At 39.4% G+C, this 23349-nt stretch carries 22 protein-coding genes and 4 tRNA genes; 25 read left to right on the top strand and 1 reads right to left on the bottom strand.

Annotated features, from left to right (window positions below; translation table 11 throughout):
- Nucleotides 1-102: 102 nt before the first annotated feature.
- The 15 genes from HCJ55_RS04350 (at nucleotide 103) to HCJ55_RS04280 (ending at nucleotide 11772) form a co-directional block, all read left to right on the top strand.
- Nucleotides 103-1728 carry a SulP family inorganic anion transporter gene (locus tag HCJ55_RS04350; protein WP_185517172.1) on the top strand — a complete coding sequence of 542 codons (1626 nt, stop codon included), beginning with the start codon at nucleotides 103-105 and terminating at the stop codon, nucleotides 1726-1728.
- Nucleotides 1729-1804: 76 nt separating this feature from the next.
- Complete coding sequence (locus HCJ55_RS04345) at nucleotides 1805-3982, top strand: Tex family protein (RefSeq protein ID WP_185517170.1); 2178 nt, start codon at nucleotides 1805-1807, stop codon at nucleotides 3980-3982.
- Complete coding sequence (locus HCJ55_RS04340; protein ID WP_185517169.1) at nucleotides 3982-4449, top strand: SprT family protein; 468 nt, start codon at nucleotides 3982-3984, stop codon at nucleotides 4447-4449. Before HCJ55_RS04345 ends, HCJ55_RS04340 begins: the two co-directional genes overlap by 1 nt.
- A gap of 52 nt (nucleotides 4450-4501) precedes the next feature.
- Nucleotides 4502-4574: transfer RNA gene (locus HCJ55_RS04335), tRNA-Asn, on the top strand.
- 3 nt (nucleotides 4575-4577) lie between these two features.
- Nucleotides 4578-4665: transfer RNA gene (locus HCJ55_RS04330), tRNA-Ser, on the top strand.
- 110 nt (nucleotides 4666-4775) lie between these two features.
- Complete coding sequence (locus HCJ55_RS04325; RefSeq protein WP_185502478.1) at nucleotides 4776-5168, top strand: iron chaperone; 393 nt, start codon at nucleotides 4776-4778, stop codon at nucleotides 5166-5168.
- Nucleotides 5169-5309: 141 nt separating this feature from the next.
- Nucleotides 5310-6596, top strand: coding sequence for a PTS cellobiose transporter subunit IIC (celB, locus tag HCJ55_RS04320; RefSeq protein ID WP_069892032.1), 1287 nt, complete (start codon nucleotides 5310-5312; stop codon nucleotides 6594-6596).
- A gap of 80 nt (nucleotides 6597-6676) precedes the next feature.
- Nucleotides 6677-7390 (top strand): GntR family transcriptional regulator, encoded by a 714-nt coding sequence (locus HCJ55_RS04315; protein WP_185517168.1) that lies wholly within the window; start codon nucleotides 6677-6679, stop codon nucleotides 7388-7390.
- Nucleotides 7391-7586: 196 nt separating this feature from the next.
- Nucleotides 7587-7658, top strand: a tRNA-Glu gene (locus HCJ55_RS04310).
- 26 nt (nucleotides 7659-7684) lie between these two features.
- Nucleotides 7685-7757, top strand: a tRNA-Asp gene (locus HCJ55_RS04305).
- A gap of 127 nt (nucleotides 7758-7884) precedes the next feature.
- Nucleotides 7885-8265: an OsmC family protein gene (locus HCJ55_RS04300; RefSeq protein WP_185517166.1), complete on the top strand. Its 381-nt coding sequence runs from the start codon at nucleotides 7885-7887 to the stop codon at nucleotides 8263-8265.
- A gap of 116 nt (nucleotides 8266-8381) precedes the next feature.
- Entirely contained in the window at nucleotides 8382-9056 is a 675-nt protein-coding gene (locus HCJ55_RS04295; protein ID WP_185517164.1) for a YdeI/OmpD-associated family protein, read from the top strand.
- Nucleotides 9057-9187: 131 nt separating this feature from the next.
- Nucleotides 9188-9685 (top strand): tyrosine phosphatase family protein, encoded by a 498-nt coding sequence (locus tag HCJ55_RS04290; RefSeq protein WP_185517162.1) that lies wholly within the window; start codon nucleotides 9188-9190, stop codon nucleotides 9683-9685.
- A 34-nt stretch (nucleotides 9686-9719) separates the two neighbouring features.
- The gene (gene gorA / locus HCJ55_RS04285) at nucleotides 9720-11069 is read left to right on the top strand and encodes a glutathione-disulfide reductase (protein WP_008947289.1); all 1350 of its coding nucleotides are present in this window, start codon (nucleotides 9720-9722) and stop codon (nucleotides 11067-11069) included.
- A gap of 28 nt (nucleotides 11070-11097) precedes the next feature.
- Nucleotides 11098-11772 (top strand): histidine phosphatase family protein, encoded by a 675-nt coding sequence (locus HCJ55_RS04280; RefSeq protein WP_008947290.1) that lies wholly within the window; start codon nucleotides 11098-11100, stop codon nucleotides 11770-11772.
- A 42-nt stretch (nucleotides 11773-11814) separates the two neighbouring features.
- Here HCJ55_RS04280 and HCJ55_RS04275 read toward each other — a convergent pair whose 3' ends face one another.
- Entirely contained in the window at nucleotides 11815-12951 is a 1137-nt protein-coding gene (locus HCJ55_RS04275) for an AI-2E family transporter (protein ID WP_185502483.1), read from the bottom strand.
- 140 nt (nucleotides 12952-13091) lie between these two features.
- Here HCJ55_RS04275 and HCJ55_RS04270 point away from each other — a divergent pair, with 140 nt between their 5' ends.
- The 10 genes from HCJ55_RS04270 to HCJ55_RS04225 all read left to right on the top strand — a co-directional run bounded on the left by HCJ55_RS04270 (nucleotide 13092) and on the right by HCJ55_RS04225 (nucleotide 23283).
- Nucleotides 13092-13484: a GntR family transcriptional regulator gene (locus tag HCJ55_RS04270; RefSeq protein ID WP_003721477.1), complete on the top strand. Its 393-nt coding sequence runs from the start codon at nucleotides 13092-13094 to the stop codon at nucleotides 13482-13484.
- 2 nt (nucleotides 13485-13486) lie between these two features.
- On the top strand, nucleotides 13487-14590 hold the full coding sequence (locus HCJ55_RS04265; protein WP_185517160.1) for a DUF1648 domain-containing protein: 1104 nt from the start codon (nucleotides 13487-13489) through the stop codon (nucleotides 14588-14590).
- A 73-nt stretch (nucleotides 14591-14663) separates the two neighbouring features.
- Nucleotides 14664-15167, top strand: a complete 504-nt coding sequence (locus HCJ55_RS04260) for an effector binding domain-containing protein (protein WP_185506251.1) — start codon at nucleotides 14664-14666, stop codon at nucleotides 15165-15167.
- A 115-nt stretch (nucleotides 15168-15282) separates the two neighbouring features.
- On the top strand, nucleotides 15283-16095 hold the full coding sequence (locus HCJ55_RS04255) for a formate/nitrite transporter family protein (RefSeq protein WP_003721480.1): 813 nt from the start codon (nucleotides 15283-15285) through the stop codon (nucleotides 16093-16095).
- A 202-nt stretch (nucleotides 16096-16297) separates the two neighbouring features.
- On the top strand, nucleotides 16298-17764 hold the full coding sequence (locus tag HCJ55_RS04250) for an NAD-dependent succinate-semialdehyde dehydrogenase (protein WP_185517158.1): 1467 nt from the start codon (nucleotides 16298-16300) through the stop codon (nucleotides 17762-17764).
- Nucleotides 17765-17906: 142 nt separating this feature from the next.
- Nucleotides 17907-18212, top strand: coding sequence for a PTS sugar transporter subunit IIB (locus HCJ55_RS04245; RefSeq protein ID WP_003732400.1), 306 nt, complete (start codon nucleotides 17907-17909; stop codon nucleotides 18210-18212).
- Between the two features lie 4 nt (nucleotides 18213-18216).
- Nucleotides 18217-19485, top strand: a complete 1269-nt coding sequence (locus tag HCJ55_RS04240; protein ID WP_008947296.1) for a PTS sugar transporter subunit IIC — start codon at nucleotides 18217-18219, stop codon at nucleotides 19483-19485.
- Between the two features lie 14 nt (nucleotides 19486-19499).
- Entirely contained in the window at nucleotides 19500-19850 is a 351-nt protein-coding gene (locus HCJ55_RS04235; RefSeq protein ID WP_008947297.1) for a PTS sugar transporter subunit IIA, read from the top strand.
- Nucleotides 19851-19861: 11 nt separating this feature from the next.
- Nucleotides 19862-21313: a glycoside hydrolase family 1 protein gene (locus HCJ55_RS04230; protein ID WP_185517156.1), complete on the top strand. Its 1452-nt coding sequence runs from the start codon at nucleotides 19862-19864 to the stop codon at nucleotides 21311-21313.
- A gap of 71 nt (nucleotides 21314-21384) precedes the next feature.
- Nucleotides 21385-23283: a BglG family transcription antiterminator gene (locus HCJ55_RS04225; protein WP_185517154.1), complete on the top strand. Its 1899-nt coding sequence runs from the start codon at nucleotides 21385-21387 to the stop codon at nucleotides 23281-23283.
- The last annotated feature ends 66 nt before the right edge of the window (nucleotides 23284-23349 follow it).

Below are 23349 nucleotides of genomic sequence, written 5' to 3'. Positions count from 1 at the left end.
TTATACTTAATCATGTGATAAATGTCACTTAGTAAGCGTGAAGCCAAATTGCTTTGCGTTTTTTCGCGCGGATTAAAATACAAATAAGAGAGAAGGAGCAAATTGAAGAAAGTTTTATTGAATAGTGTAAAAGGTTATACGTGGGCGAGATTTAGGAAAGACTTGCTTGCGGGTATTATCGTGGGCATTATTGCCTTGCCACTGGCGATGTCGTTTGCGATTGCATCGGGGGTAAGTCCGGAATATGGGATTTATTCTAGTTTTGTAGCGGGGATTATTGTTTCTATTTTTGGCGGATCGAAATTCCAAATCGCCGGACCAACTGGCGCATTTATTCCGGTACTACTTGGAATCGTATTAACATATGGTTATCAAGATTTACTTGTAGCAGGGATGATGGCAGGGGTTTTACTATGCTTAATGGGTATTTTCAAAATTGGAACGCTGATTAAATTTATTCCGCGACCAGTGACGATTGGTTTTACAGCAGGGATTGCTGTTACGATTTTCATGGGGCAAGTGGGGAATTTCCTAGGATTAACAGGGATGGAGAAACATGAATCATTTGTGGCGAACATGAAAGAAATCTGGCTGCACCTGGATTCATGGAATTTCTATAGTGTGTTAATTTCATGTATTTGTATGCTCGTATTATTTGTTTTTCCGAAAATTTTACCGAGAATTCCGGCGCCGCTTATTGGACTTGTGATTACGACGGCAATTGCGATGTTCTTTTTTCCTGATGCGCTTCCAACGATTGGTTCGGCGTATGGGGATATTCCGAACACTTTTCCACCGTTTGAATTTCCTGATATGACGTTTGCGAATATGAGTAAACTGGTCGGGCCAGCGTTTGTTATCGCAATGCTCGGTGGGATTGAGTCGCTTCTATCAGCTGTTGTAGCAGATGGAATGACGAATACAAAACATAATAGTAACCGTGAGTTGATCGGGCAAGGTATTGCCAATATTGTCACGCCAATGTTCGGTGGGATTCCGGCGACTGGCGCAATTGCAAGAACCGCGACCAATATTAATAATGGCGCGACTAGCCGTGTTTCGGGCGTTATTCATGGGATTTTTGTATTACTGACTTTACTCGTGCTTGCTCCGGTAGCTGTTAATATTCCGATTGCAGCAATGGCGCCGATTTTAATGTTAGTAGCTTGGAATATGAGCGAGCGAAAAACCTTCCAGCACATTATCAAACTAAAATCAGGCGATACGCTAGTGCTTGTAATTACCTTTTTACTAACGGTTTTCGCAAGTTTAACTGTGGCAGTCGAAGTTGGCTTGCTGCTGGCGGTTGTTCTTTTCGCGAAACAAATGGGCAGTTCGATGCAAATCGAAGAAATCGAACCAGAAGGCGCCGAAATTGCTCCTCATTTACACGAGAAAATTAGTATTTTTACAATTCGTGGTCCGCTTTTCTTTGGAGCAGCGCAGATTTTTCAACAAAATATTATTAAAGCAATTCATGTAAAACCGAAATTTCTGATTTTGCGGATGGGGAAAGTACCGATTATCGATGCGACCGCAGAAGGCTATTTTCACCAAATTGAAAAAGAATTTTCGAAGCAAGGCGGTCAAATTTTAATTACCGGGCTAACGGATAAAGCGAAAGAAAGTCTGAAAGGTAGCGGACTTTACGACCGGATAGGTGAAGAGCACTTCTTTTCCCATACCGAAGATGCGATTCATTATGCGGAAAATGCTTTAAATAAGTAAGGCGGGTAGCTTTTGTCAGTTGAAACGTAATTATGTTACACTTAGTAGATAATGAAATAAATGGAGGCTATCAAGTATGGAACAAATGCAAGAAAAAATAATGAAATTAGTCCAAAAATCGCTAACGTATAAACCAGCGCAAATTAATGCCGTTATCAAATTGATGGAAGAAGGCAACACGGTCCCATTTATCGCACGTTACCGTAAAGAAATGACTGGTAGCCTAGATGAAGTTGAAATTCGCGATATTGAAGAAACATTTGAATATGTAACGAAATTAGAAAATCGTAAAGAAGAAATCATTCGCCTAATAGATGAACAAGGAAAATTAACAGACGAACTGAGAGCCGCAATCGTCAAAGCTGAAAAACACCAAGCGCTTGAAGACTTATATCGTCCTTATAAACAAAAGAAACGCACGAAAGCAACAATCGCCAAAGAAAAAGGCTTAGAACCACTGGCTGAATGGCTTATGAGCTTTCCAAGCAACGTCGATCCACTGACAGAAGCTGCAAACTACATTTCAGAAGAAAAAGAAGTGGAATCAGCAGAAGCTGCATTACTAGGCGCGCATGAAATTATTGCCGAACAAATCAGTGATGAGCCTAGTTTCCGTGAATGGATTCGTAACTTTACGCGCAAATTCGGGATGATTGAATCCAGAGCGAAAAACGCCGAAGCAGACGAAAAAGGCGTGTACGAAATGTATTATGAATTTAACGAAATGATTGGCAAAGTAGCTAGTCACCGTATTCTTGCCTTTAACCGCGGCGAAAAAGAAGACATTTTACGCGTCCAAGTCCAAGTGGATACAACAAAAATCTTCCAATACTTATTTGAAAAAGTTATCCAAAATCGCAATTCTGCAACTCGTCCTTATGTAGAAGAAGCTATTTTAGATGCCTATAAACGCTTTATTGGTCCAGCAATTGAACGTGAAATTCGCGGTGAACTAACAGACAAAGGTGAAGAACAAGCAATCCACATTTTCTCCGAGAACTTGCGCAAATTGCTATTACAACCACCTTTAAAAGGGAAAATCATCCTTGGGGTCGATCCGGCTTTTAGAACAGGTTGTAAATTCTCTGTGTTAGATCAAACGGGGAAAGTGCTAGAAATCGGTGTTGTTTATCCACATACAGCTAAAGCACGTCGCCCAGAAGCGAAACAAAAAATTGCAGAAATTTTATCAACATATCAAGTAGAAGTTATCGCGATTGGTAACGGAACGGCATCGCGTGAAACGGAGCAATTTATCGTGGAAGTTATTCGTGAATCGAAATCTAATGCTTATTATTGTATAGTCAATGAAGCTGGTGCGAGTGTGTATTCCGCGAGTGAAACAGCTCGCGAGGAGTTCCCGGATTATCAAGTAGAAGAACGTAGCGCCGTTTCGATTGGACGCCGTTTGCAAGATCCACTGGCGGAACTTGTGAAAATTGATCCAAAATCTGTAGGCGTAGGGCAATACCAACATGACGTCGCGCAAAAACGACTAAATGAAACGCTAACTTTTGTCGTTGAAACAGCCGTTAACCAAGTCGGTGTCAACGTTAATACAGCATCCGCTTCACTTTTACAATATGTTGCTGGTTTGAATAAAACAGTTGCAAATAATATTCGTAAATATCGTGAGGAAAATGGCTCGTTTGCTTCTCGTAAAGAGTTGAAAAAAGTTCCTCGTTTAGGCGCGAAATCCTATGAACAAAGTATCGGTTTCTTACGTATTTTAGAAGGCGAAAACCCGCTTGATAAAACAGCGATTCACCCTGAAAGTTATAAGGCGGCTGAGCAAATTGTAAAAGCAGCTGGTTTTGGCTTAAAAGATATCGGCAGCGAAGATTTAAAAGCGGCATTACAAGCGCTTAGTATCCCAGAAGAAGCAGAGAAATTAAGTATTGGTAAAGAAACAATGCGCGATATCATTGATAACTTAATTGCTCCTGGTCGTGATCTTCGTGACGAACTTCCAGCACCACTTTTAAAACAAGATGTTATTTCGATGGAAGATTTGAAACAAGGCATGGAACTTCAAGGAACGGTTCGTAACGTGGTTGACTTTGGTGCCTTTGTTGATATTGGCGTGAAACAAGACGGTCTTGTGCATATTTCGAAACTAAGTAATTCTTTTGTTAAAAACCCGATGGATGTCGTTTCAGTAGGAGACGTTGTGACCGTTTGGGTGGATGAAGTAGATACGAAGAAAAATCGTATTGCGTTAACGATGCTTAATCCAAATGGAAGTGTTAAATAATGAATCAAGCAGAATTGCAGCGACACATGGAAGAAGTGTCGCTGCAATTTTTCCAAAAAGAATTTCGCCATCAAGCTGTTTTTAACGCGCGTTTACGGACGACTGGCGGGCGTTATTTACTCAGAAGTCACGATATCGAAATGAACCCTAAGTATTTGGAAAACTTTGGCTTAGACTACTTTATTGGCATTATGAAGCACGAACTTTGCCATTATCATCTACATTTAGAGAAAAAGGGTTACCAACATCGCGATAAAGATTTCCGTGACTTATTAAAAAAAGTGAATGCACCACGATTTTGTGCAGCGATTCCGCGTGAAATTACGATGCATGAATATACATGCAAAAGCTGCGGGAAGTCATTTTTAAGGCAGCGTAGATTTAATGTGAACCGTTATCGCTGTGGTAGTTGCGGCGGAAAACTAAAGCAAACAGACTCCAAGAAAATTTATACAGAAAACCCATGAAAAGTCTTGCATTTTCACCGGATTCTGCGTATACTAGTGGAAGTCAGATAATTCCACAGTAGCTCAGTTGGTAGAGCAATCGGCTGTTAACCGATCGGTCGCAGGTTCGAGTCCTGCCTGTGGAGTTTGGGGAAGTACTCAAGTGGCTGAAGAGGTGCCCCTGCTAAGGGTATAGGTCGCTCGCGCGGCGCGAGGGTTCAAATCCCTCCTTCTCCGTAAAAACAAGGTTACCTTAAATTTTTAAGGTAACTTTTTTTATACTCTAAAATAGTTTTTTTATAAGAGAATTGCTATAATAAGAAAAACGTTTCAGAAAGGAAAGGACTATGGATAATAAACTAGAATTTACAACGATTGATGAATATATTACCCAAGCGCCACCAGAAACAAAAGAAGTGTTGCAAAAAATAAGAGAGACTATCCAAGCAGCTGCGCCGGAAGCGACGGAGAAGATCAGCTATCAAATGCCGACTTTTTATTTTGAAGGGAATTTAGTTCACTTTGCTGTTGCGAAAAATCATTACGGTTTTTACCCAGCTTCAAGCGGTATTGCGGCGTTCGAATCCAAGCTCGGGAATTACAAACACTCAAAAGGCGCTGTACAATTTCCAATCAAAGAAGAAGTTCCTTACGATTTAATTAAAGAAATGACGATTTTTCGACTGGCTGAAAATAAACAAAAAGCAGCAGACAAGCTAGCGAAGAAAAAGAAAAAATAAGTGAGAGGCTTTCATCATAATGATGGGAGCTTTTTTGTTTGGTCATTTATTTTAAAAAGACTAGACATTTAAAATTAAATGAGTATAATAATAAATAGAAAACGTTTTCTTTTAGGAAAAAATACGTTTGGGGGAAGAACAGTGAATAAATTTATGGAGTTGCTGGGGGATAAATTAATGCCTCTTGCTGCAAAGTTAGGAGAGAATCGCTATTTAACGACTTTACGAGATGCTTTTATGTTAGCGTTTCCACTGACGATGTTTGGTTCGATTGCCGTTGTTTTGATGAACTTGCCATTTTGGAGTGACGAAACGAAAGCCGTTTTACAGTTGTATTTAGGTAATGCCCAAAATGCGACGATGAGTATTATGACGGTTTTTGTTGTTTTTGGGATTGGTTATTCGTTATCGAAGTATTATAAAGTAGAAGCGATTTACGGGGGTGCAGTGGCGCTCGCTAGTTTCTTGATTTTAACGCCATTTTTCTTTAATAGTGCCAATGGGGAACTAGTAACTGGGGCGCTTTCGCTTGATCGCCTTGGTGCAAAAGGTATGTTTATTGGGATGATTACTGGTTTTATTGCAGGAGAATTATATCGTTTCTTCGTACAACGTGATTGGACGATTAAAATGCCTGATGGGGTTCCGCCAGCTGTTGCCAAATCGTTTGCGGCTTTAATACCAGCTGTTTTGACTTTAAGCATCTTTTTAGTGATTAACATTGTTGTTCAATTCTTCTTCAATACTAACTTACATGATGTGGTGTACACTGTTATCCAAAAACCGCTCGTTGGTTTAGGATCGGGAATTATTCCAACATTGATTGCACTTTTCTTTGTCCAAGTATTGTGGTTCTTCGGTTTACATGGTCAAATTATTGTAAACTCTGTAATGGACCCGATTTGGAATACATTAATGCTTGAAAATCTGGATGCCTATAAAGCTGGGTCTCCGTTACCACATATTATTACCAAACCATTTATGGAAGTATTTACGGTCGGCATGGGTGGATCTGGGATGACACTCGCAGTAGTAATCGCGCTCGCTTTTCTAATGAAGAGTAAACAGAGCAAAGAAATCGGTCGTTTAGCGCTAGGTCCTGGTATTTTTAACGTCAATGAACCGGTACTCTTCGGGATGCCGATTGTGCTAAATGCGACGATTTTAATTCCGTGGATATTGGCGCCACTCATTGTAACAACGCTTAATTACTTTGTGATGGCTGCAGGAATTGTGCCAGCGCCAACTGGTGTATCGGTGCCGTGGACAGTGCCAATTATTATAAATGGAATCTTGGCGACGAACTCATGGCTAGGCGGGGCACTTCAAGTGGTCGATTTCTTCATCGTCCTAATTATTTGGTATCCGTTCTTAAAACTAGTAGATCGCACGAATATTGCGCGAGAATCGGAAGCGGCTATTAAATAAGTTATCTTTTCCTTTTCGATATGCTATAATTTGATTGGAAATGGCTAGACATTTTTAATTCAAGCAAAGGAGCGATCGAATTGGTTAAGTATGAACTGATTGCAGCAGATATCCGTGAAAAAATAAACAACGGTACTTATCCACCAGAATCCATTCTTCCTGATCAGGTGAGCTTATGCAAAACCTATGATTGTAGCAGAATGACAATAAAAAAAGCTTTTGACGTATTGGCGCTTGAAGGACTTGTTTATAGGCAACGTGGTGCGGGAACCTTTGTCATGAAAAATGCCTTAGCTAATAAGCAAGATGCGAGTTTGCGGGATTATGACGGTTTAACAAAAATGATGGGAGATAATCGAATCTCGAGTAAAATTATTGCATTCGATATTTCTTTCCCAGATGAAAAAACACAAGAACAACTTTTAATAAAAGCAGATCAACCAGTGTATAAATTGATTCGGTTACGCTTGTTAGACGGTGAGCCATACGTGCTGGAGCATACAACAATGCCGGCAGATTTAGTTCCCGGCCTAACGAAAGAGATTTTGCACCATTCGATTTATGCTTATTTACAAGATTCACTAGGGCTCGTGCTAAGCGGTGCATTTCGGAAAATTAATGCCGATAAGCCATCTGAATATGACCAAGAATATTTAGCGTGCGGGGAACACGACCCAGTGCTTGAAGTAGAGCAAGTAGTGTATTTAAAAGATGGCAGACCAGTTGAATATTCTCGCTCAAGACATCGCTATGATACGAGAAGTTTTATTATGGTTGACCACAGGGAAAAGTGAAATAAAGCCAGCGTGCCCGTAAAGCATTGCTGACTTTATTTATGCGAGTAAAAATGCATAAAAAACATTCGATAAAAATTTTGTAAATAAAATTAGAAAAAGCCGTTGACAGTCACTCAGATTATGTTATAATAAAAAAGCTGGTGTAAGAGAAATGAATTCAATTGAATATATATTCATTTTTTGTTTTTTATCTGGCCCGTTGGTCAAGCGGTTAAGACACCGCCCTTTCACGGCGGTAACACGGGTTCGAATCCCGTACGGGTCACTTTTTTATACATTTTCTATACATCTGGTTCCGTGGTGTAGGGGTTAACATGCCTGCCTGTCACGCAGGAGATCGCGGGTTCAAATCCCGTCGGGACCGCTCAAAAAGAATTCAAGTTAAACTTGGATTCTTTTTTTCGTACGGGAAATTAGACATGGCTTTTTATTTGAGTTATAATCTTATTATTCATATAAGAATTGTAAGAATTAAATTGGAGGAATTAATCATGGATTTAGTGAAAAATGGGAAAGTATTAGAACTTGTACATCCAAGTGGAAACTGGACATTAATCAAAGAAGAAGGTTTTTCTCCAGTTCAAATAACCGTGGCGGCTGTTGCGGCTTGTAGCGGATACGTATATCAAACATTACTTGAGAAAAAACGAATTGAAATAAATGATTTAAGCATTCACACGGACTATGAGCAAGATCAAGAAAGTGCCGTGCATGTTTTGACGAAAATTAATGTTACTTTTACGGTGGATTTAGTGGATAAAAGTAACCAAGCGAAAGCCGAAAAAGCGGTGCATTTAGTGAAAGATGCCTGCCCGGTTGCGAAAAGTTTAGACCCTTCGATTGAAATTAATGAGATTGTTATTTTTAAATAAATGATGAGTAGACCGAGCCTTGTTGCTTGGTCTGTTTTTTTGCGTTTAGTTTGGCTTGATTACTTAGAGGGAAGGCTATATACTGGAACCAAACAATACAAACGAGGTGCTGGGACATGGAAGAGAAGACAATAGTAGAAAAATTACAACTGACTAAATATAAAGAAGCAGTCATCCTAAATCAACCAGATGGAGCGGATTATTTTCACCGTCTAGCAAATTACGAGGAAAAAATGGCTGATAAACAATACGATTTAATTTTCGATTTTGTTGAGACGCTAGAAGAATTGATTACGTTCGTGCAAAAAGTTATTGCTGAAAATAAACTTGCTGTGGATGGTTATTTATTTTTCGCCTACCCCAAAAAAGGCAATAAAAAGTTCGATACATACGTGCACCGCGATGAATTAATGCCGGCGCTAAAAACCGATGAAGAAGGATATGTGGATGGCAGCACACTCAAATTCACGCGAATGGTCGCACTTGATGAAACGTACACAGTTGTTGGCCTAAAAGAAGCAACAAAGCTAAAAGCAAAGGGAGTCAAAAAGAATAATCCTTCCGCAGATGAATACGCCGACCACGTTCCTCTAGTCGCAGAATTTTTAGCAGACAAAGGCGATTTACAAACCTTCTATAATAATCTAGCAACAGGCTACCAGCGAGTGTGGGCGCGTTATATTTACTCTGCCAAACAGCCAGCCACACAAGAAAAAAGACGCTTAGAAATGGTCGATATTTTGAGTCAAGGTTATAAAACAAAAGATCTTTACCGACAAGGGAAAAAGTAACCAGATAATTTTATTTGGTTATTTTTTATGTTTGAAACTGCTTCTTTATGTAAAAGTCTCTAGGCGTGATAGAATAGAGGGGGAATAAGACGAAGGAAAATCTTGTTGCACTGGAAAAGGGGACATGCAGGATGGCGAATTATATTAACAAAGAAAGGCGCCAAATTAATTTTGATCCATTTGATTTACGGATAATTGCCGTACCAGAAGTAGTAGCGGTGCAGTTTAAGCCGCGCTCAGAGCATACTTTACTTATTCGTATTGCGGATGTCGGCGCAACCTATCAGCCACTCAAACACGAATCACTTTTTGAAGCTATTTTGCCCGTTCATTTTAATGATATTAACGAAGAAGATGATTACTGGGGACTTAGTGACAAGGAGCAAGCGGAGATGAAACTATTTAATGAAGTACATCGCGATTTGATTTATGATTTTGTGGACGCACACCCAGATTTTACGCAGATTGTTGTCCATTGTCACGCGGGAGTCAGCCGAAGTAGCGCGGTTGCTATGGGGATTGCTGAACATCTAGAGGACACGGACACGTATAATAAACTTCAAGTAATTAAACGATATTTACCAAATCCGCGGGTTCTTGCGATTATGCGGGGCGAAGCGTATTTATAAAACGAAAACGAAGAAATGTTAGGAGAGATTTTGAATGGAGAAGCATTATGATTATATTGCGATTGGTGGCGGTAGTGGCGGGATTGCTTCGATTAATCGCGCAGCCATGCACGGAGCAAAATGTGCATTAATTGAGCCGAAATTTTTAGGTGGGACATGTGTAAATGTTGGTTGTGTTCCGAAAAAAGTCATGTGGTACGGCGCGCAAATCAAAGAAGCAATGGATTTATACGCAGATGCCTATGGTTACCAAGTGGATGCAAGCTTTAACTTCCAAAAATTAGTCGAAAACCGAGAAGCATACATTGAACGCATTCGCGGTTCCTACAAAAATGGACTTGATAATAATAACGTAGATTGGATAAAAGGTTATGCCGAATTTGTCGATGAAAAAACATTACGTGTAAACGGCGAACTAGTAACCGCAGATCATATTTTAATTGCAACAGGCGGCGAACCAGCACTTCCTTCTATTCCAGGTGCAGAATTCGGTATCACATCAGATGGCTTTTTTGCATTAAAAGAACTACCTAAAAAAGTGGCGGTTGTTGGCGCGGGCTACATTGCAGTTGAGCTTGCTGGTGTATTACAACAACTTGGCTCAGAAACGCATTTATTCGTCCGGAAACATGCGCCACTAAGGAATTTCGACCCACTTTTAACCGATACATTAACCGAAATTATCGAGCAATCGGATATGACGTTGCATAAACACGCTGTTCCGCAAAAAGTCGAAAAAAATTCAGACGGCAGTTTAACATTAAGCTTAGAAGATGGTCGCACAGAAACGGTCGATACGCTTATTTGGGCAATTGGACGTAAGCCAGTTATCAAAGGACTTCAAATCGAAAAAGCGGGCGTAAAACTCTTAGAAAGCGGACATATCGCCGTAGATAAGTTCCAAAACACTAATGTAGAAGGGATTTATGCAGTTGGTGATGTAACGGGTCATTACGAATTAACCCCGGTCGCAATCGCTGCTGGCCGCCGCTTGTCAGAACGCCTTTTTAACAATAAAACAAATGCTCATTTAAACTATGAAAACATTCCAACCGTCGTATTTAGCCATCCAGCTATCGGAACGGTCGGTTTAACAGAACCAGAAGCAATCGAAAAATATGGCAAAGAAAATATCAAAGTGTACACTTCTAGCTTTACCTCGATGTACACAGCCATCACAGACCACCGCGAACCTTGTCGGATGAAACTGATTTGCGAAGGTAAAACGGAGCGCGTCATCGGCTTGCACGGGATTGGTTACGGCGTGGATGAAATGATTCAAGGATTCGCTGTTGCGATTAATATGGGCGCAACAAAGGCCGATTTCGACAACACAGTCGCTATCCACCCAACAGGATCCGAAGAATTTGTTACAATGAAATAGAAAACAACGATGGAGGAGGAAGTAGGGAATGGGAAAAAAATTATCACTTTATTTTGTAAGACATGGTCAAACGTATTTAAACAAAAATTTACGTATGCAAGGTTGGGCTGATACGCCGCTAACACCTGAAGGCATTGAAGTAGTCAAAGAAAGTGGTCGCGGACTGGCGGAAACGGAATTCGTTGCAGCCTACTCAAGTGACTTACACCGCACAATCGCAACAGCGGGACACTTACTTAAAGAAAATAAACACGCATTTGGTTTAACACTAGAACCACTAAGTGAATTTCGGGAAACTTTCTTCGGTTCCTACGAAGGCGAAAAAGGCGATGTTGCATGGAACGAAATTGCGCATCATATGGGATATGCGAATCAAGAAGAGCTATTCAAAAAAGCTGATGTGCGCGAAACAATGAACGGTACGAAAGCCGCTGATCCAACCGGAGATGCGGAAGATTTCATGACATTTTGGACACGCGTAGAACAAGGTTTCTTACATGTTATTAATCGTCACCGTGAAACTGGCGGAAACGTCCTTATCGTCGCTCACGGAAATACTATTCGTAACATCGTCCACGAACTAGAACCATCAATGGACGAAGCAGTCATCTTGGACAATGCGAGTGTTACCGTATTAGCCTACGAAAACGGCTTATTCAAATTAGAACGTTTAAATGACACTTCTCATTTTAAAAAAGCATAGAAAAAACGAGCTTTAGGAACTAGTTTCCCAAAGCTCGTTTTTTTATTCTTTTGGTATATCCGGGTCAGGAAGATTATTATCAATCGCCAGCTGACCTCGCCGCAATTTAATTAAACGATTAACGTTAACAATAATTGTTTTCACAACCGCGTAAAGTGGAACACCTAGAATCATTCCGAAAATCCCTGCTAAGTTTCCAGCAACAATTAAGATAATGATAATAGTTAGTGGGTGAATCGACAATGATTTACCCATAATATATGGAGAAAGTAAGTTAGAATCGATTTGTTGAACAATCGTTACAACGACAATAACTAGTAAAGCTTGGACTGGAGAAGTGAATAGCGCCACGATAACCGCGGGAGCTGCTCCAAGGAAAGGTCCAAGGTAAGGAATAATATTCGTCGCACCAGCAATGAACCCGAAAAGTAGCGCATAAGGTTGACCAATAATTAAATACCCAATGAAAGTAAATAAACCAACAAACATACAATCAATTGCTTGCGAACTAATGTAAGTAGAGATTGTTTTGTTCATTTCTTTAATAATTTGTTTTGCTTCAGAACGAATACCAGCCGGGAAAAATTTACCAGAGGATTCAACGAACTTATGACCATCTTTAAACATATAAAAGACGATAAACGGCACAGTTACAAGGATCATGACAAAGCCAGAAACGAAGGAGATGATTGCTCCAAAACTAGAAGCAACACCATCTACGACAACCGACATAAGTTTTGGTAAAGAAATATTTAGTTTTGAAAGCTCTTCTTTTATGTCCACCCCTTGGAACGCTGGGTTGTTGGAGAAGCTTTGTAACCATTTCTCAAAATCTTGCCAGTAGCCTGGAATAGCTTTGGCTAATTCAGTGACTTGGTCTGCAAGTGTTGGTCCCAGTTGCATTACCGCTAACACGACAAGTACGATAAAGGCAATGAAAATCAAAATAACACTCAGAAGCCTTGGCACTTTTCTTTTTTCTAAAAATAACACGAGCGGATTAAATAAATAGAATAGAAATCCTGCTACTAAAATTGGCATAAATAGCGTCGAAACGATGATGCCAACTGGTGAAAATATGTACTTCATTTGCAATAGTACGAACAAAATCGCGACTACTGCTAATATTTCGATTGTCCAAAAAAATAATTTACTATCTCGAAAACGCGAAAACTTCAAATTTTTCCCTTCTTTCTAAAACCTTATTGATAATTTTTATAGTACCATTAACTGCTTTAAATAGCCACTGAATTAGTACTATTGACGTGAAAGTATATGTGTTATACAATATATATAACAGTTAGGGAAGAGGTGTTTCTATGCTACTCGCGATTGATCTTCAATCAGACGAGCCGATTTATACACAAATATGTAATCAAATCATCGAAGGTATGGCAAAACGGGAACTTTTACCAGGAGATAAATTACCTTCTGTTCGAAGTCTTGGCGCAGATATTGGTATTAATTTTCATACCGTAAATAAAGCCTATCAAATTTTAAAGCAAGAAGGATTTATTCAAATTCACCGTCAAAAAGGAGTGGTTATTCATCCGGATGGGGTAGCAAAGGCGGATGAGCTATTTTTTACTAAATTACAAACGAAGCTAAAACCACTCATCGCGGAATCGGTTGTGCGCGGTGTCACTGAAGAGAAGTGGCTCGAAGTAAGTAAAGCAATTTTTGACGAAATGCATGGACGGAGAGTGGAGTAGAGATGGAAATCATCATTTATATTTTTGTTAGTATTGCAATCATTTCACTGCAAGCAATCACCCCTTTTGTCATTAGGAAATCAGAATGTTTTGGTGTCAATGTGGGGGAACGTGCGAATCGAAATGCGGAATTAACGCGATTAAAAAAACAATACGTGGGGCAAGTGGTTTTATGGACGGTTTTTGTTGCTATTATTGGTATCGCGCTTATTCAAGGTTTTCATTCCAGCGAAAATATTCAAGCGGGTATCTTTATCGCCTCGATGTTTGGCCAATTAATTGTATCTTTTATTATTTATTACCGTTTCCACCAAACAACTTTGCAGTGGAAGAGAGAAAAAATAGAAGCGGGAGAAATTTCGACCAATTCCATCATTATGGTAGATACTAGCTTTCATCGCAGAAAAATGGTTATCTCCTATACATGGTTTGTTGTGCCGCTATTAATTTTTATTATTACGCTGGCGATTACGGTCGTCTTTTATCCGGTAGCACCAGAGGCTTTTCCGATACATTTTGATATGAACGGCGCGGTGACGGATACAGTTACCAAATCACCACGAGTAGCATTACTTTTACCGATGATGCAACTTGGGATGATTGCTTTATTTATATTTATTAATTTCGTGATTGCGCGAAGTAAACAAACCGTAGAAAACGAAAACCCGACTGATTCGCTAAAACGGAATATGTTATTTAGACAGATTTCTAGTAAAGCGATGTTAATCATGTGCACGATTATGGTACTTGATTTCCTCGTGATGCAAGTAGTTACATTGCTGTCACTACCGGCTGAATGGATGCTGACAGCTACGATTATCACGGTCGTTTTGATTCTATTTGGTACTGTGTTACTTGCTGTTAAAGTAGGGCAGGGCGGTAGCAGACTTAGATTCGCTGATCAGCCCGATGGTGTGAATAAACCAATTCGCGATGATGATGCGTTTTGGAAAGCGGGTGTTATTTATTTTAACCGAAACGATCCAGCTTTATTTGTAGAAAAACGCTTTGGGATTGGTTGGACGATTAATACAGCTCGTCCGGTTGCTTGGTTATCTTTTGTCATTATTATTGCTGTTATCATTTTAATTAGCGTCTTGTTTTAACTTGTTCGGAGTGGGGTATTTACCATATGTTATGCAGGTCTTGGTGAGATGCTTTTTAAAGGAGTAGATAATCATGGCGATTAGGTTAAAGCGACTAGAGGAATGGGAAGGATTTACTGGTATTGCATTCGTCCGCGAAGGTCTTAAAACAGAAGCCTTACACACAGAAATTAGAAGCGCCTTCAAAGAAATGCTCAAACTTGCGCAAGAACTAGCTGATTTTTCCGAACAAAAAACGTTTTATGGTATTTCTGTCCATAATATAGAAGATGGGATAACGCATTATTCGGTCATTCCCGTAGAACAAAAATATCCTAATTTAAAAGAACCGCTAGAGTGGATTGAAGTGCCGGCTCATACGTATTTTGTTGCCGAGCATATCCCAGGTACCGACATAATCGAAAGCTACGAAGAAATTGCCAGAGCGATTCAAGCGAAGAACTACAAGCCATACATTACAGCAAACAATCCCGTCTTTGATCCATTACCATTCAAATTGGAACTGTATACGATAGACGAGAGTGAGAAGGCAAATATCGAAATTAGAATTCCTGTCGTTAAAGAACTTCATACGTAAAAATGCGAGCCTGGGACTTTTGTTCTGGGCTTTTTTATACTAGCAAGCTGTTTTTGAGTGTGCTATAATAAGTACGCTATTTTGTGATTATTTTAACAAGAAGGAAGGGATTCATGTGGGATATTACAGCCCGCAGGAAGTAACAGAGATTACGATTGAGAAAGGGACCCAAAAAGCAAATTCAAGTACGTTAACACTTGTATTGCTAGGCTTTTTAGGTGGAGCTTTCATCTCGCTTGGTTACTTATTATACATACGTGCAGTAGGAACAATGCCTCACGAATGGGGAAGTTTTGCAACGCTAATTGGAGCGAGTTTGTTTCCAGTTGGACTTGTTTGTATCTTGCTAGGTGGAGGAGAACTAATCACTGGCAACATGATGGCCGTAGCGATTGCTTGGTATGACAAAAAAATTTCCTTCCAACAACTTCTTAGAAACTGGGCCATTGTGTCCGTAATGAACTTAGTAGGCGCCTTTTTCGTCGCTTATTTCTTTGGACATTTCGTTGGCTTAACAGAAGGCGATTTCTTACCAAAAACCCTCGCAACAGCTGGTGCAAAAATTAACGATCCTTTCTGGGTTGCTTTTGTTTCCGGTATTGGTTGTAACTGGTTTGTAGGAATTGCTGTTTGGCTTTGTTACGCGGCCAAAGATTTCGCTGGAAAAATTCTCGGCATTTGGTTCCCAGTAATGGCCTTTGTCGCAATTGGATTCCAGCACGTTGTCGCCAACATGTTTATCATTCCAGCCGCGATTTTCGCTGGATACTATTCATGGGCAGATTTTATTTGGAACGTCATCCCAGTATACTTAGGAAACGTCGTCGGCGGAGCAGTGTTCGTCAGCCTATTCTACTTCCTTGCCTATAAGAAAAACGCACCAAAAAAAGTAAAAGAAGAAATTCATCAACCAATTGAAGAAAATTAAGCCAAAAAGCTAGTTGCATTCCGTGTAACTAGCTTTTTTTATAAAAAATTTAAATACTTTCTCAGTCCTATCATGCCGGGATAGAACCACTTTTTTCAGAGGTGGTTTGCTTAAAATTCTGATTAGCTTTTTTTATTTGTGGAAAACACTAATATAAGCAGCACGAAGCATCGGCAGAAAATTTGATGGAGGAGTGGTATTTTTGAGTATTAAAGAAACAGCATTACCAAAAGTTCAAACAAAATTATTTATAAATGGAAAATGGATAGATGGAGATAATAAGGAAACGAAAGATATCGTCAACCCAGCAACTGGCGAAGTGATTGCAAAAATTGCCCAAGCGGGACCGAACGAAACGAACCAAGCGATTAAAGCCGCGAAAGACGCCTTTTCTGACTGGGCAAAAATGGAGCTAGCAGATCGCGTCAAATTATTACACAAAATTGCTGATTTAATGGAAGAAAAAGCAGATACATTAGCAAAAATCATGACGCTTGAACAAGGTAAACCGCTAAAAGAATCAAAAGGAGAAGTCCTAGTTGGCGCTGAAAACTTCCGATTTGCAGCTGGGGAAGCAAGAAGATTATATGGTGAAACAATTCCAGCCCCAAACAATCATGCTTTTATCGTTAAAAAACAACCAATTGGTGTTGTAGCTGCGATTACCCCGTGGAATTTCCCAGGTGGCATGGTGACTCGAAAACTCGCTCCGGCACTGGCAACTGGTAATACAATCGTGCTAAAACCTTCCGGCGATACACCACTTTCGGCCCTCGCAATCTTTGAAATTTTTGAAGAAGCTGGCTTGCCAAAAGGTGTAGCGAATATCGTCATGGGTAGCTCGAAAGAAATCGGCGAAACGTTGACAGATAGCGATGATGTCCGCAAATTAACCTTCACCGGTTCCACTAAAGTCGGTCAAACGCTATTTAAACAATCAGCTGACACCTTGAAAAAACTTTCGCTCGAACTGGGTGGACATGCGCCATTTATCGTATTTGAGGATGCCAATCTAGATGCAGCCGTAAACGATTTAGTCACAGCAAAATTCCGCAACAACGGTCAAGTGTGCGTCTCACCAAACCGGATTTTCGTCGCTAAAGAAATTAAAGAAAAATTCACTAAAGCCCTAGTCGCTAAAGTAGAACAATTAAAAGTCGGCAACGGATTAGACGATGTGAATGTCGGCCCACTTATCCGTGAAGACGCAATCGACAAAATCGATAAACAACTGAAAAATGCCACTGACAAAGGCGCAAAAGTCCTTACTGGCGGCGGTCGTTTAACAGGTTCCGAATATGACAAAGGAAACTTCTACAAACCAACTGTCTTAGATAATGTTACCCAAGAAATGGACATTTTCTATGAAGAAACATTTGGCCCAGTTATCCCGCTCATCACTTTTGAAACAGAAGATGAAGCAATCAAAATGGCAAATGATAGCGAATTTGGCCTTGCATCTTACTTCTATACAAAAGATTTAGCACGCGTAGAAAAAGTTGGCGCAGCCCTAGAATACGGAATGGTTGGCGCAAATGAAATTGCCATTTCTAACCCAGAAACTCCATTCGGCGGCGTCAAACATTCTGGCTTTGGTCGCGAAAATGGTCATTTCGGAATGGAAGAATACATCCAAGTGAAATTCATCAACTTAAAATATCGTGATTAAAATTAACTAATAAGGAACTCCTTCGCGGCAGGCGGAGGGGTTCTTTTTTGCGCACTTTCCTACCAGTAGGAAAAAAGTATATTTGTAAGCGGATTCAGTCATTTATATAATAAAAGTAAGTTAAGGAAAGGGAGGATACAAAATGAAAAACATTTTACTTATTTGTGGGTCAGGGGCTTCAAGTGGATTTATGGCAGCAGCAATTAGAAAAGCAGCAAAAAAACGCGGTGAGCAAGTAACCGTGAAAGCAGCAAGTGAGTCACAAATTGATGAAAGAATAAATGAAATTGATTACTTATTAATCGGGCCACATTTGGCTTATATGTTAGATGATTTAAAACAAAAAGTAGCTGATAAAGATGTGCTAGTATCCATCATTCCGCAAGCAACATACGGCACACTTAACGGCGAAAAAGCACTTGATCTCATTTTAAATATGGAGGGATAAAACGATGAACAACAAAGTGATGGATTTTATGACAAATAAATTTGCTCCAAAAGTAAATAAAGTTGTTAAAAATCCTTGGGTATCAGCAATTCAAGATGCAATTATGTCTGCGCTTCCGCTCGTTTTTGTCGGTTCTTTAGTCACCATCGTTTCATTACTTAAAAATTTATTCCCCGGCATGCCTGATTTTTCGATGATAAGCAATTTTTCGTTTGGAATGTTCGGTTTAGTTGTAGCATTTTTAATCCCATACTATGTTATGGAGAAAAAAGGCAATAGCAGTCAAAAGTTAATTTCCGGCGCAACTGGACTTGTATTATTTTTAATGCTACTATTTCCAACCATTTCAGCAGATGGCGATGCGGTTTTCATTTTATCTAGATTTGGAGCTACAGGGATGTTCTTATCAATCACAACCGGATTATTTGTTGGTTGTGTGATGAACTTTGCTGCGAAGCGTTCGTTTTTCAGTGAAGATACGCCAATTCCAGATTTCGTTGTCGGATGGTTTAACAGTTTATTACCAATTACATTTATTTTAATCGTTGGTTGGTTAATTACCGTTCAATTTAATATTGATTTCTTTGAAGTGATTGTCGCAGTATTTAGCCCACTCGCTTCAATTGTACAATCATATCCAGGATTTGTGCTTTCGGTCTTCATTCCCGCTTTCCTTTATACATTCGGGATTTCTGGATGGGTGATGATGCCGGCGATTTATCCCGTTTACATGGCTGGGCTCGCGGAAAACTCACAAGCCGTAGCAAATGGCGCAAGTGCATCAAATATCGCAACACAAGAAACAGTATACGCCTTAATTTCAATTGGCGGCGTGGGCACGACACTATCACTATCAATTATGATGCTCATTTTAAGCAAATCTCTACAACTCAAAGCAATCGGAAAAGCCGTCATTGTCCCATCGATTTTTAACATCAACGAACCACTATTCTTCGGGGCACCAATTGCTTTCAATCCATACTTAATGATTCCGACGTGGATTAACGCTTTCCTAGTACCAAGCATCGCCTATTTCGTCATGTCGATGAACTTAGTAAGCATTCCCACACAATCGTTCTTGCTATGGTACATGCCTTACCCAGTAACGTCCTACTTAGCAACACAAGACTTCCGCGCTATCATTGCTTGTTTAGCGATTATCGTTATCACATGGCTCGTATACCTGCCATTCTTCAAAGCATACGATAACTCCCTACTTAAACAAGAAAAACTAGATGCAGTGGAAGCAGATAAAGAAATGGTAACAAATTGATTGGAGGAAATAACATGTCAGAGCAAGACTATGTTGAAGAAACAGATAGTTTAAATGAACTATCGATGAATATTTTAATCCATGCAGGAAACGCTAGAAATGATTTAGTGAAAGGGCTGAATCATTTAGAAGAACTAGAATTTAACGAAGCTGCAGAATCCATTGCCGCTGCGAAAAAAGAAATTGTCATTGCGCATAGTCTGCAAACAGATACGTTACAACTAGAAGCAACAGGTAACCAAATCCGTTATTCCACGTTATTTTGCCACGCGCAAGATACACTGATGACAGCCAAAAGTGAAATATTAATCGGTGAGCATATGCTGCGTTTATTCAAGAAAATGACCGAACTAACTAAAAAATAGGAGGTACAAGCATGTTCGAAAATTATCAATTCCCAAAAGACTTCTTATGGGGCGGGGCAATTGCCGCTAACCAAGCAGAAGGAGCATTTAAAGTAGATGGAAAAGGAATCAGTTTAGCAGATTTACACAAATATCATAAAGGAAAAACAAACGATGAAATTAGCGAAGAACAACATAAAGGCGTAAGTTTAGCGGATATTAAAGCAAGCATAGAAGATAAAGTAAACTATTATCCAAAACGCCACGGCATTGATTTTTATCACACCTATCCAGAAGATTTGGCGTTACTTGCTGAAATGGGCTTTAAAACATTCCGGACTTCACTGGACTGGACAAGAATTTTCCCGACTGGTGAAGAAGAAGAACCAAATGAAGCTGGCTTAAAATATTATGATCAATTAATCGACAAAATTATCGAGCTTGGCATGGAGCCGATCATTACGATTTTACATTACGAAACTCCAGTTGAAATCGTTTTAAACCACGGTGGTTGGCATAATCGCAAAGTCATTGATTTATTTGAGAAATATGGCAAAACCGTACTAGACCGCTACAACAAAAAAGTGAAATATTGGATTGTCATTAACCAAATTAATTTAATCCAATTTGAACCATTCAACTCAACAGCGATTCCATATGATGCAGTTGATGATTATTTATCTGCAACATACCAAGCAGTCCACAACCAATTTGTTGCCAGCGCGAAAATATACGAATACGGAAAAGCACTGAACCCTGATTTAATGATCGGCACAATGCTGGCTGATTGTACGGCTTATCCTTTCTCATGTGATCCAGATGATATCGTGCTCGCAATGAAACGCAATCGGATGGAATATTTCTTCGCAGACGTGCAGTTCCAAGGAGAATATCCACAATATGCACTGAACTATTTTGCCGAAAATAATATTAATATTGAAATCACGGACGAAGACAAAGCCATTTTGCAAAAAAATACAATGGACTACCTCGCACTTTCCTATTATTATTCGCAAATGGTAGATTCCAAGAAAAACGACTTAGATCCAGCATCAATTACACCAAACCCTCATCTAAAAGCCAATCCGTGGGGCTGGGCAGTCGATCCAAAAGGGCTATATAACGCGTTGTCACAATACTGGGATAGATATCATAAACCAATTATTATCGCTGAAAATGGTTTCGGCATGTATGACAAATTGGAAGATGGCGAAATCCATGATGATTATCGGATTGATTATTTATCCGCCCATTTAAAAGAAATGAAACGCGCAATGTATGACGGCGTAGAAGTGATTGCATACTGCGCTTGGGGACCGATTGATATCGTCAGCTGTTCTTCTGCGCAAATGGAAAAAAGATACGGTTTCATTTACGTTGATTTAGATAACGAAGGAAACGGTTCAGGCAAAAGAATTAAAAAAGATAGCTTTTCATGGTATAAAAAAGTAATAGAGTCTAATGGGGAAGACTTAGAAGCTTAATGTAATAGAGCGCCAGTTGTAGTAGTTGATAGCTAATACAACTGGCTTTCGGTATATAGGGGGAACAGGAAATGGATACGCAAAAAGAAATACTAGCTTATTTGCATAAACAAGAAAATAAGTGGGTTACCTCCAATGAGTTAGCAGATTTTTGCGGATGTACAACACGCACCATTCGCAATAATATTTACAAAATAAACGAAGCAACACCGAGTTTAATCAAATCCGCCAAACAAGGCTATCAAATTAATCCTAGTATCCATTTGGACGTTCCAACAGAAAGTGATGCCGCAGAACGAAAGTCCAAACTTTTACTAGCATTAATTAAAAACTCTACAAAAGGCGTTGATTTATTCGACCTCGCAGATATTCTATTTATTTCAGAAGTCACTTTAAAAAAAGACATCCAACAATTAAAAAATGAACTGAAAGAAGCAGATGTCCAAATCGTCATCGATAAAAACCAAGTAAAACTAATCGGCAAAGAACGCGCCAAAAGAAAATACATGATTTCCTTACTGTATGAAGAAGGCGGCTACCGCGAGAGCATCAAAAACCACATCCAAGAAATGATTGAATTTGTTTCCATCGACAAACTACAAAGCATTGTAAAAGAAGTCCTAGCAAACGAATCAATTACAACCAATCAATACTCGATGATGAATATTGTTCTGCATTACGCAATCAGTATCGTTCGAATTCAACAAGGAAACACCCTCATCGAAACACAAAAATCACTCATCCGTAAACAGTCCAAAGAATACGAAATCTCGAAAAAAATTGCTGACATTCTTTCCGAAGAATACCAAATTCATTTTTCAGAAGCAGAAACAAAACAATTAGGGCTACTTTATGTCGGCTTACAAAATGAACAATCCGCCAACGCCAATCAAGCCGAATTAGACCAATTTGTCGATAAAAAAATCATTGAAGCACTTAAAATTGTCCTCACGAATGTGGAAGAAACCTACCTGATTGACCTCCAAAATGAGCAGCTTTTTATCAAACTAGCTATTCATATTCAAAGCTTATACTATCGTTCGCGCTACAAGGCCTATACCAGAAATTTAAGTTTGCTTGATATTAAAACGTCTTATCCAGTAACTTTTGATATCGCTGTTTACATTTCCTCTTTGTTACAAGAAAAGCTAGCAATTGACTTTAACGAAGACGAAATTTCCTTTATCGCGCTGCATATTGGTTCTTTTTTAGAAAGCGAAAACCGCGATAATATCCGCCTAGAAATCGGCATTTTGGTCGATGATTATCACGATTTAAAAACCAATATGCTGAAAAAACTACAATCCTTATTCGAAAATGAAGCAACAATAAGAGTGATGGAAAACGAAGCATACGAAGAAGATTTCGATATCATTTTGACAACTAACCGAGACGTCGCCCTCGAAAAAGCAGGCTCGATTTTCATTCATCCACTACTAACAACAAAAGACATCAAAAAAATTACGAGCCGCATTCGTACAAAGAAAAAAATACTCGAAAATAACATACTCGGACAACAAATCGATCACTACATCGTCCGTTCGCTCTATTCCAACCAAATCGACCCCTCAGAACTCACACCCGCAAAAATCAGAGAACAAATGATTTCTAAAATGGAAAAACAAACTTTCGTCACAAGCGATTTTAAAGAAAAAGTGGAAAAAAGAGAACAAATGGCACCAACCAGTTTCCCGTCAGGCATTGCTATCCCTCACTCGATTAAAAATGATGCACTCCGGAGCGGCGTTTCAATAATGACGCTACAAGAACCAATATACTGGAACGATGTGAAAGTGAAAATAATCGCCCTCGTCGCCATTAGCAAAAAAGACGCAACTGAGTTCAACGACTTTTTCGAGAAATTTGTGGAAATCGTTTCCGAACCAATCAATGCCAAACGATTATCCATGGCGGAAAGCTTCAAAGAGTTCATCCAAAAACTAAAAATGATGATCGAAGAAAGTGAATAAATGGTTACAAACGCGGCCGTGTATTTAGTGTACACGGCTTATTTTGGTTGAAGTAACCATCAAATT

This window comes from Listeria marthii (assembly GCF_014227425.1).
Classification (GTDB): Bacteria; Bacillota; Bacilli; order Lactobacillales; family Listeriaceae; genus Listeria; species Listeria marthii.
Note: the sequence above shows the minus strand (reverse complement) of the source record. Positions and strands in the feature narration are given on the sequence as shown.

Coding starts and splice junctions, on each gene's coding strand:
- HCJ55_RS04270 (WP_003721477.1), top strand. CDS start 13,092: ATGCTACTCGCGATTGATCTTCAATCAGACGAGCCGATTTATACACAA.
- HCJ55_RS04240 (WP_008947296.1), top strand. CDS start 18,217: ATGAACAACAAAGTGATGGATTTTATGACAAATAAATTTGCTCCAAAA.
- HCJ55_RS04235 (WP_008947297.1), top strand. CDS start 19,500: ATGTCAGAGCAAGACTATGTTGAAGAAACAGATAGTTTAAATGAACTA.
- HCJ55_RS04345 (WP_185517170.1), top strand. CDS start 1,805: ATGGAACAAATGCAAGAAAAAATAATGAAATTAGTCCAAAAATCGCTA.
- HCJ55_RS04225 (WP_185517154.1), top strand. CDS start 21,385: ATGGATACGCAAAAAGAAATACTAGCTTATTTGCATAAACAAGAAAAT.
- HCJ55_RS04300 (WP_185517166.1), top strand. CDS start 7,885: ATGGATTTAGTGAAAAATGGGAAAGTATTAGAACTTGTACATCCAAGT.
- HCJ55_RS04280 (WP_008947290.1), top strand. CDS start 11,098: ATGGGAAAAAAATTATCACTTTATTTTGTAAGACATGGTCAAACGTAT.
- gorA (WP_008947289.1), top strand. CDS start 9,720: ATGGAGAAGCATTATGATTATATTGCGATTGGTGGCGGTAGTGGCGGG.
- HCJ55_RS04340 (WP_185517169.1), top strand. CDS start 3,982: ATGAATCAAGCAGAATTGCAGCGACACATGGAAGAAGTGTCGCTGCAA.
- HCJ55_RS04295 (WP_185517164.1), top strand. CDS start 8,382: ATGGAAGAGAAGACAATAGTAGAAAAATTACAACTGACTAAATATAAA.
- HCJ55_RS04265 (WP_185517160.1), top strand. CDS start 13,487: ATGGAAATCATCATTTATATTTTTGTTAGTATTGCAATCATTTCACTG.
- HCJ55_RS04260 (WP_185506251.1), top strand. CDS start 14,664: ATGGCGATTAGGTTAAAGCGACTAGAGGAATGGGAAGGATTTACTGGT.
- HCJ55_RS04290 (WP_185517162.1), top strand. CDS start 9,188: ATGGCGAATTATATTAACAAAGAAAGGCGCCAAATTAATTTTGATCCA.
- HCJ55_RS04230 (WP_185517156.1), top strand. CDS start 19,862: ATGTTCGAAAATTATCAATTCCCAAAAGACTTCTTATGGGGCGGGGCA.
- HCJ55_RS04325 (WP_185502478.1), top strand. CDS start 4,776: ATGGATAATAAACTAGAATTTACAACGATTGATGAATATATTACCCAA.
- HCJ55_RS04245 (WP_003732400.1), top strand. CDS start 17,907: ATGAAAAACATTTTACTTATTTGTGGGTCAGGGGCTTCAAGTGGATTT.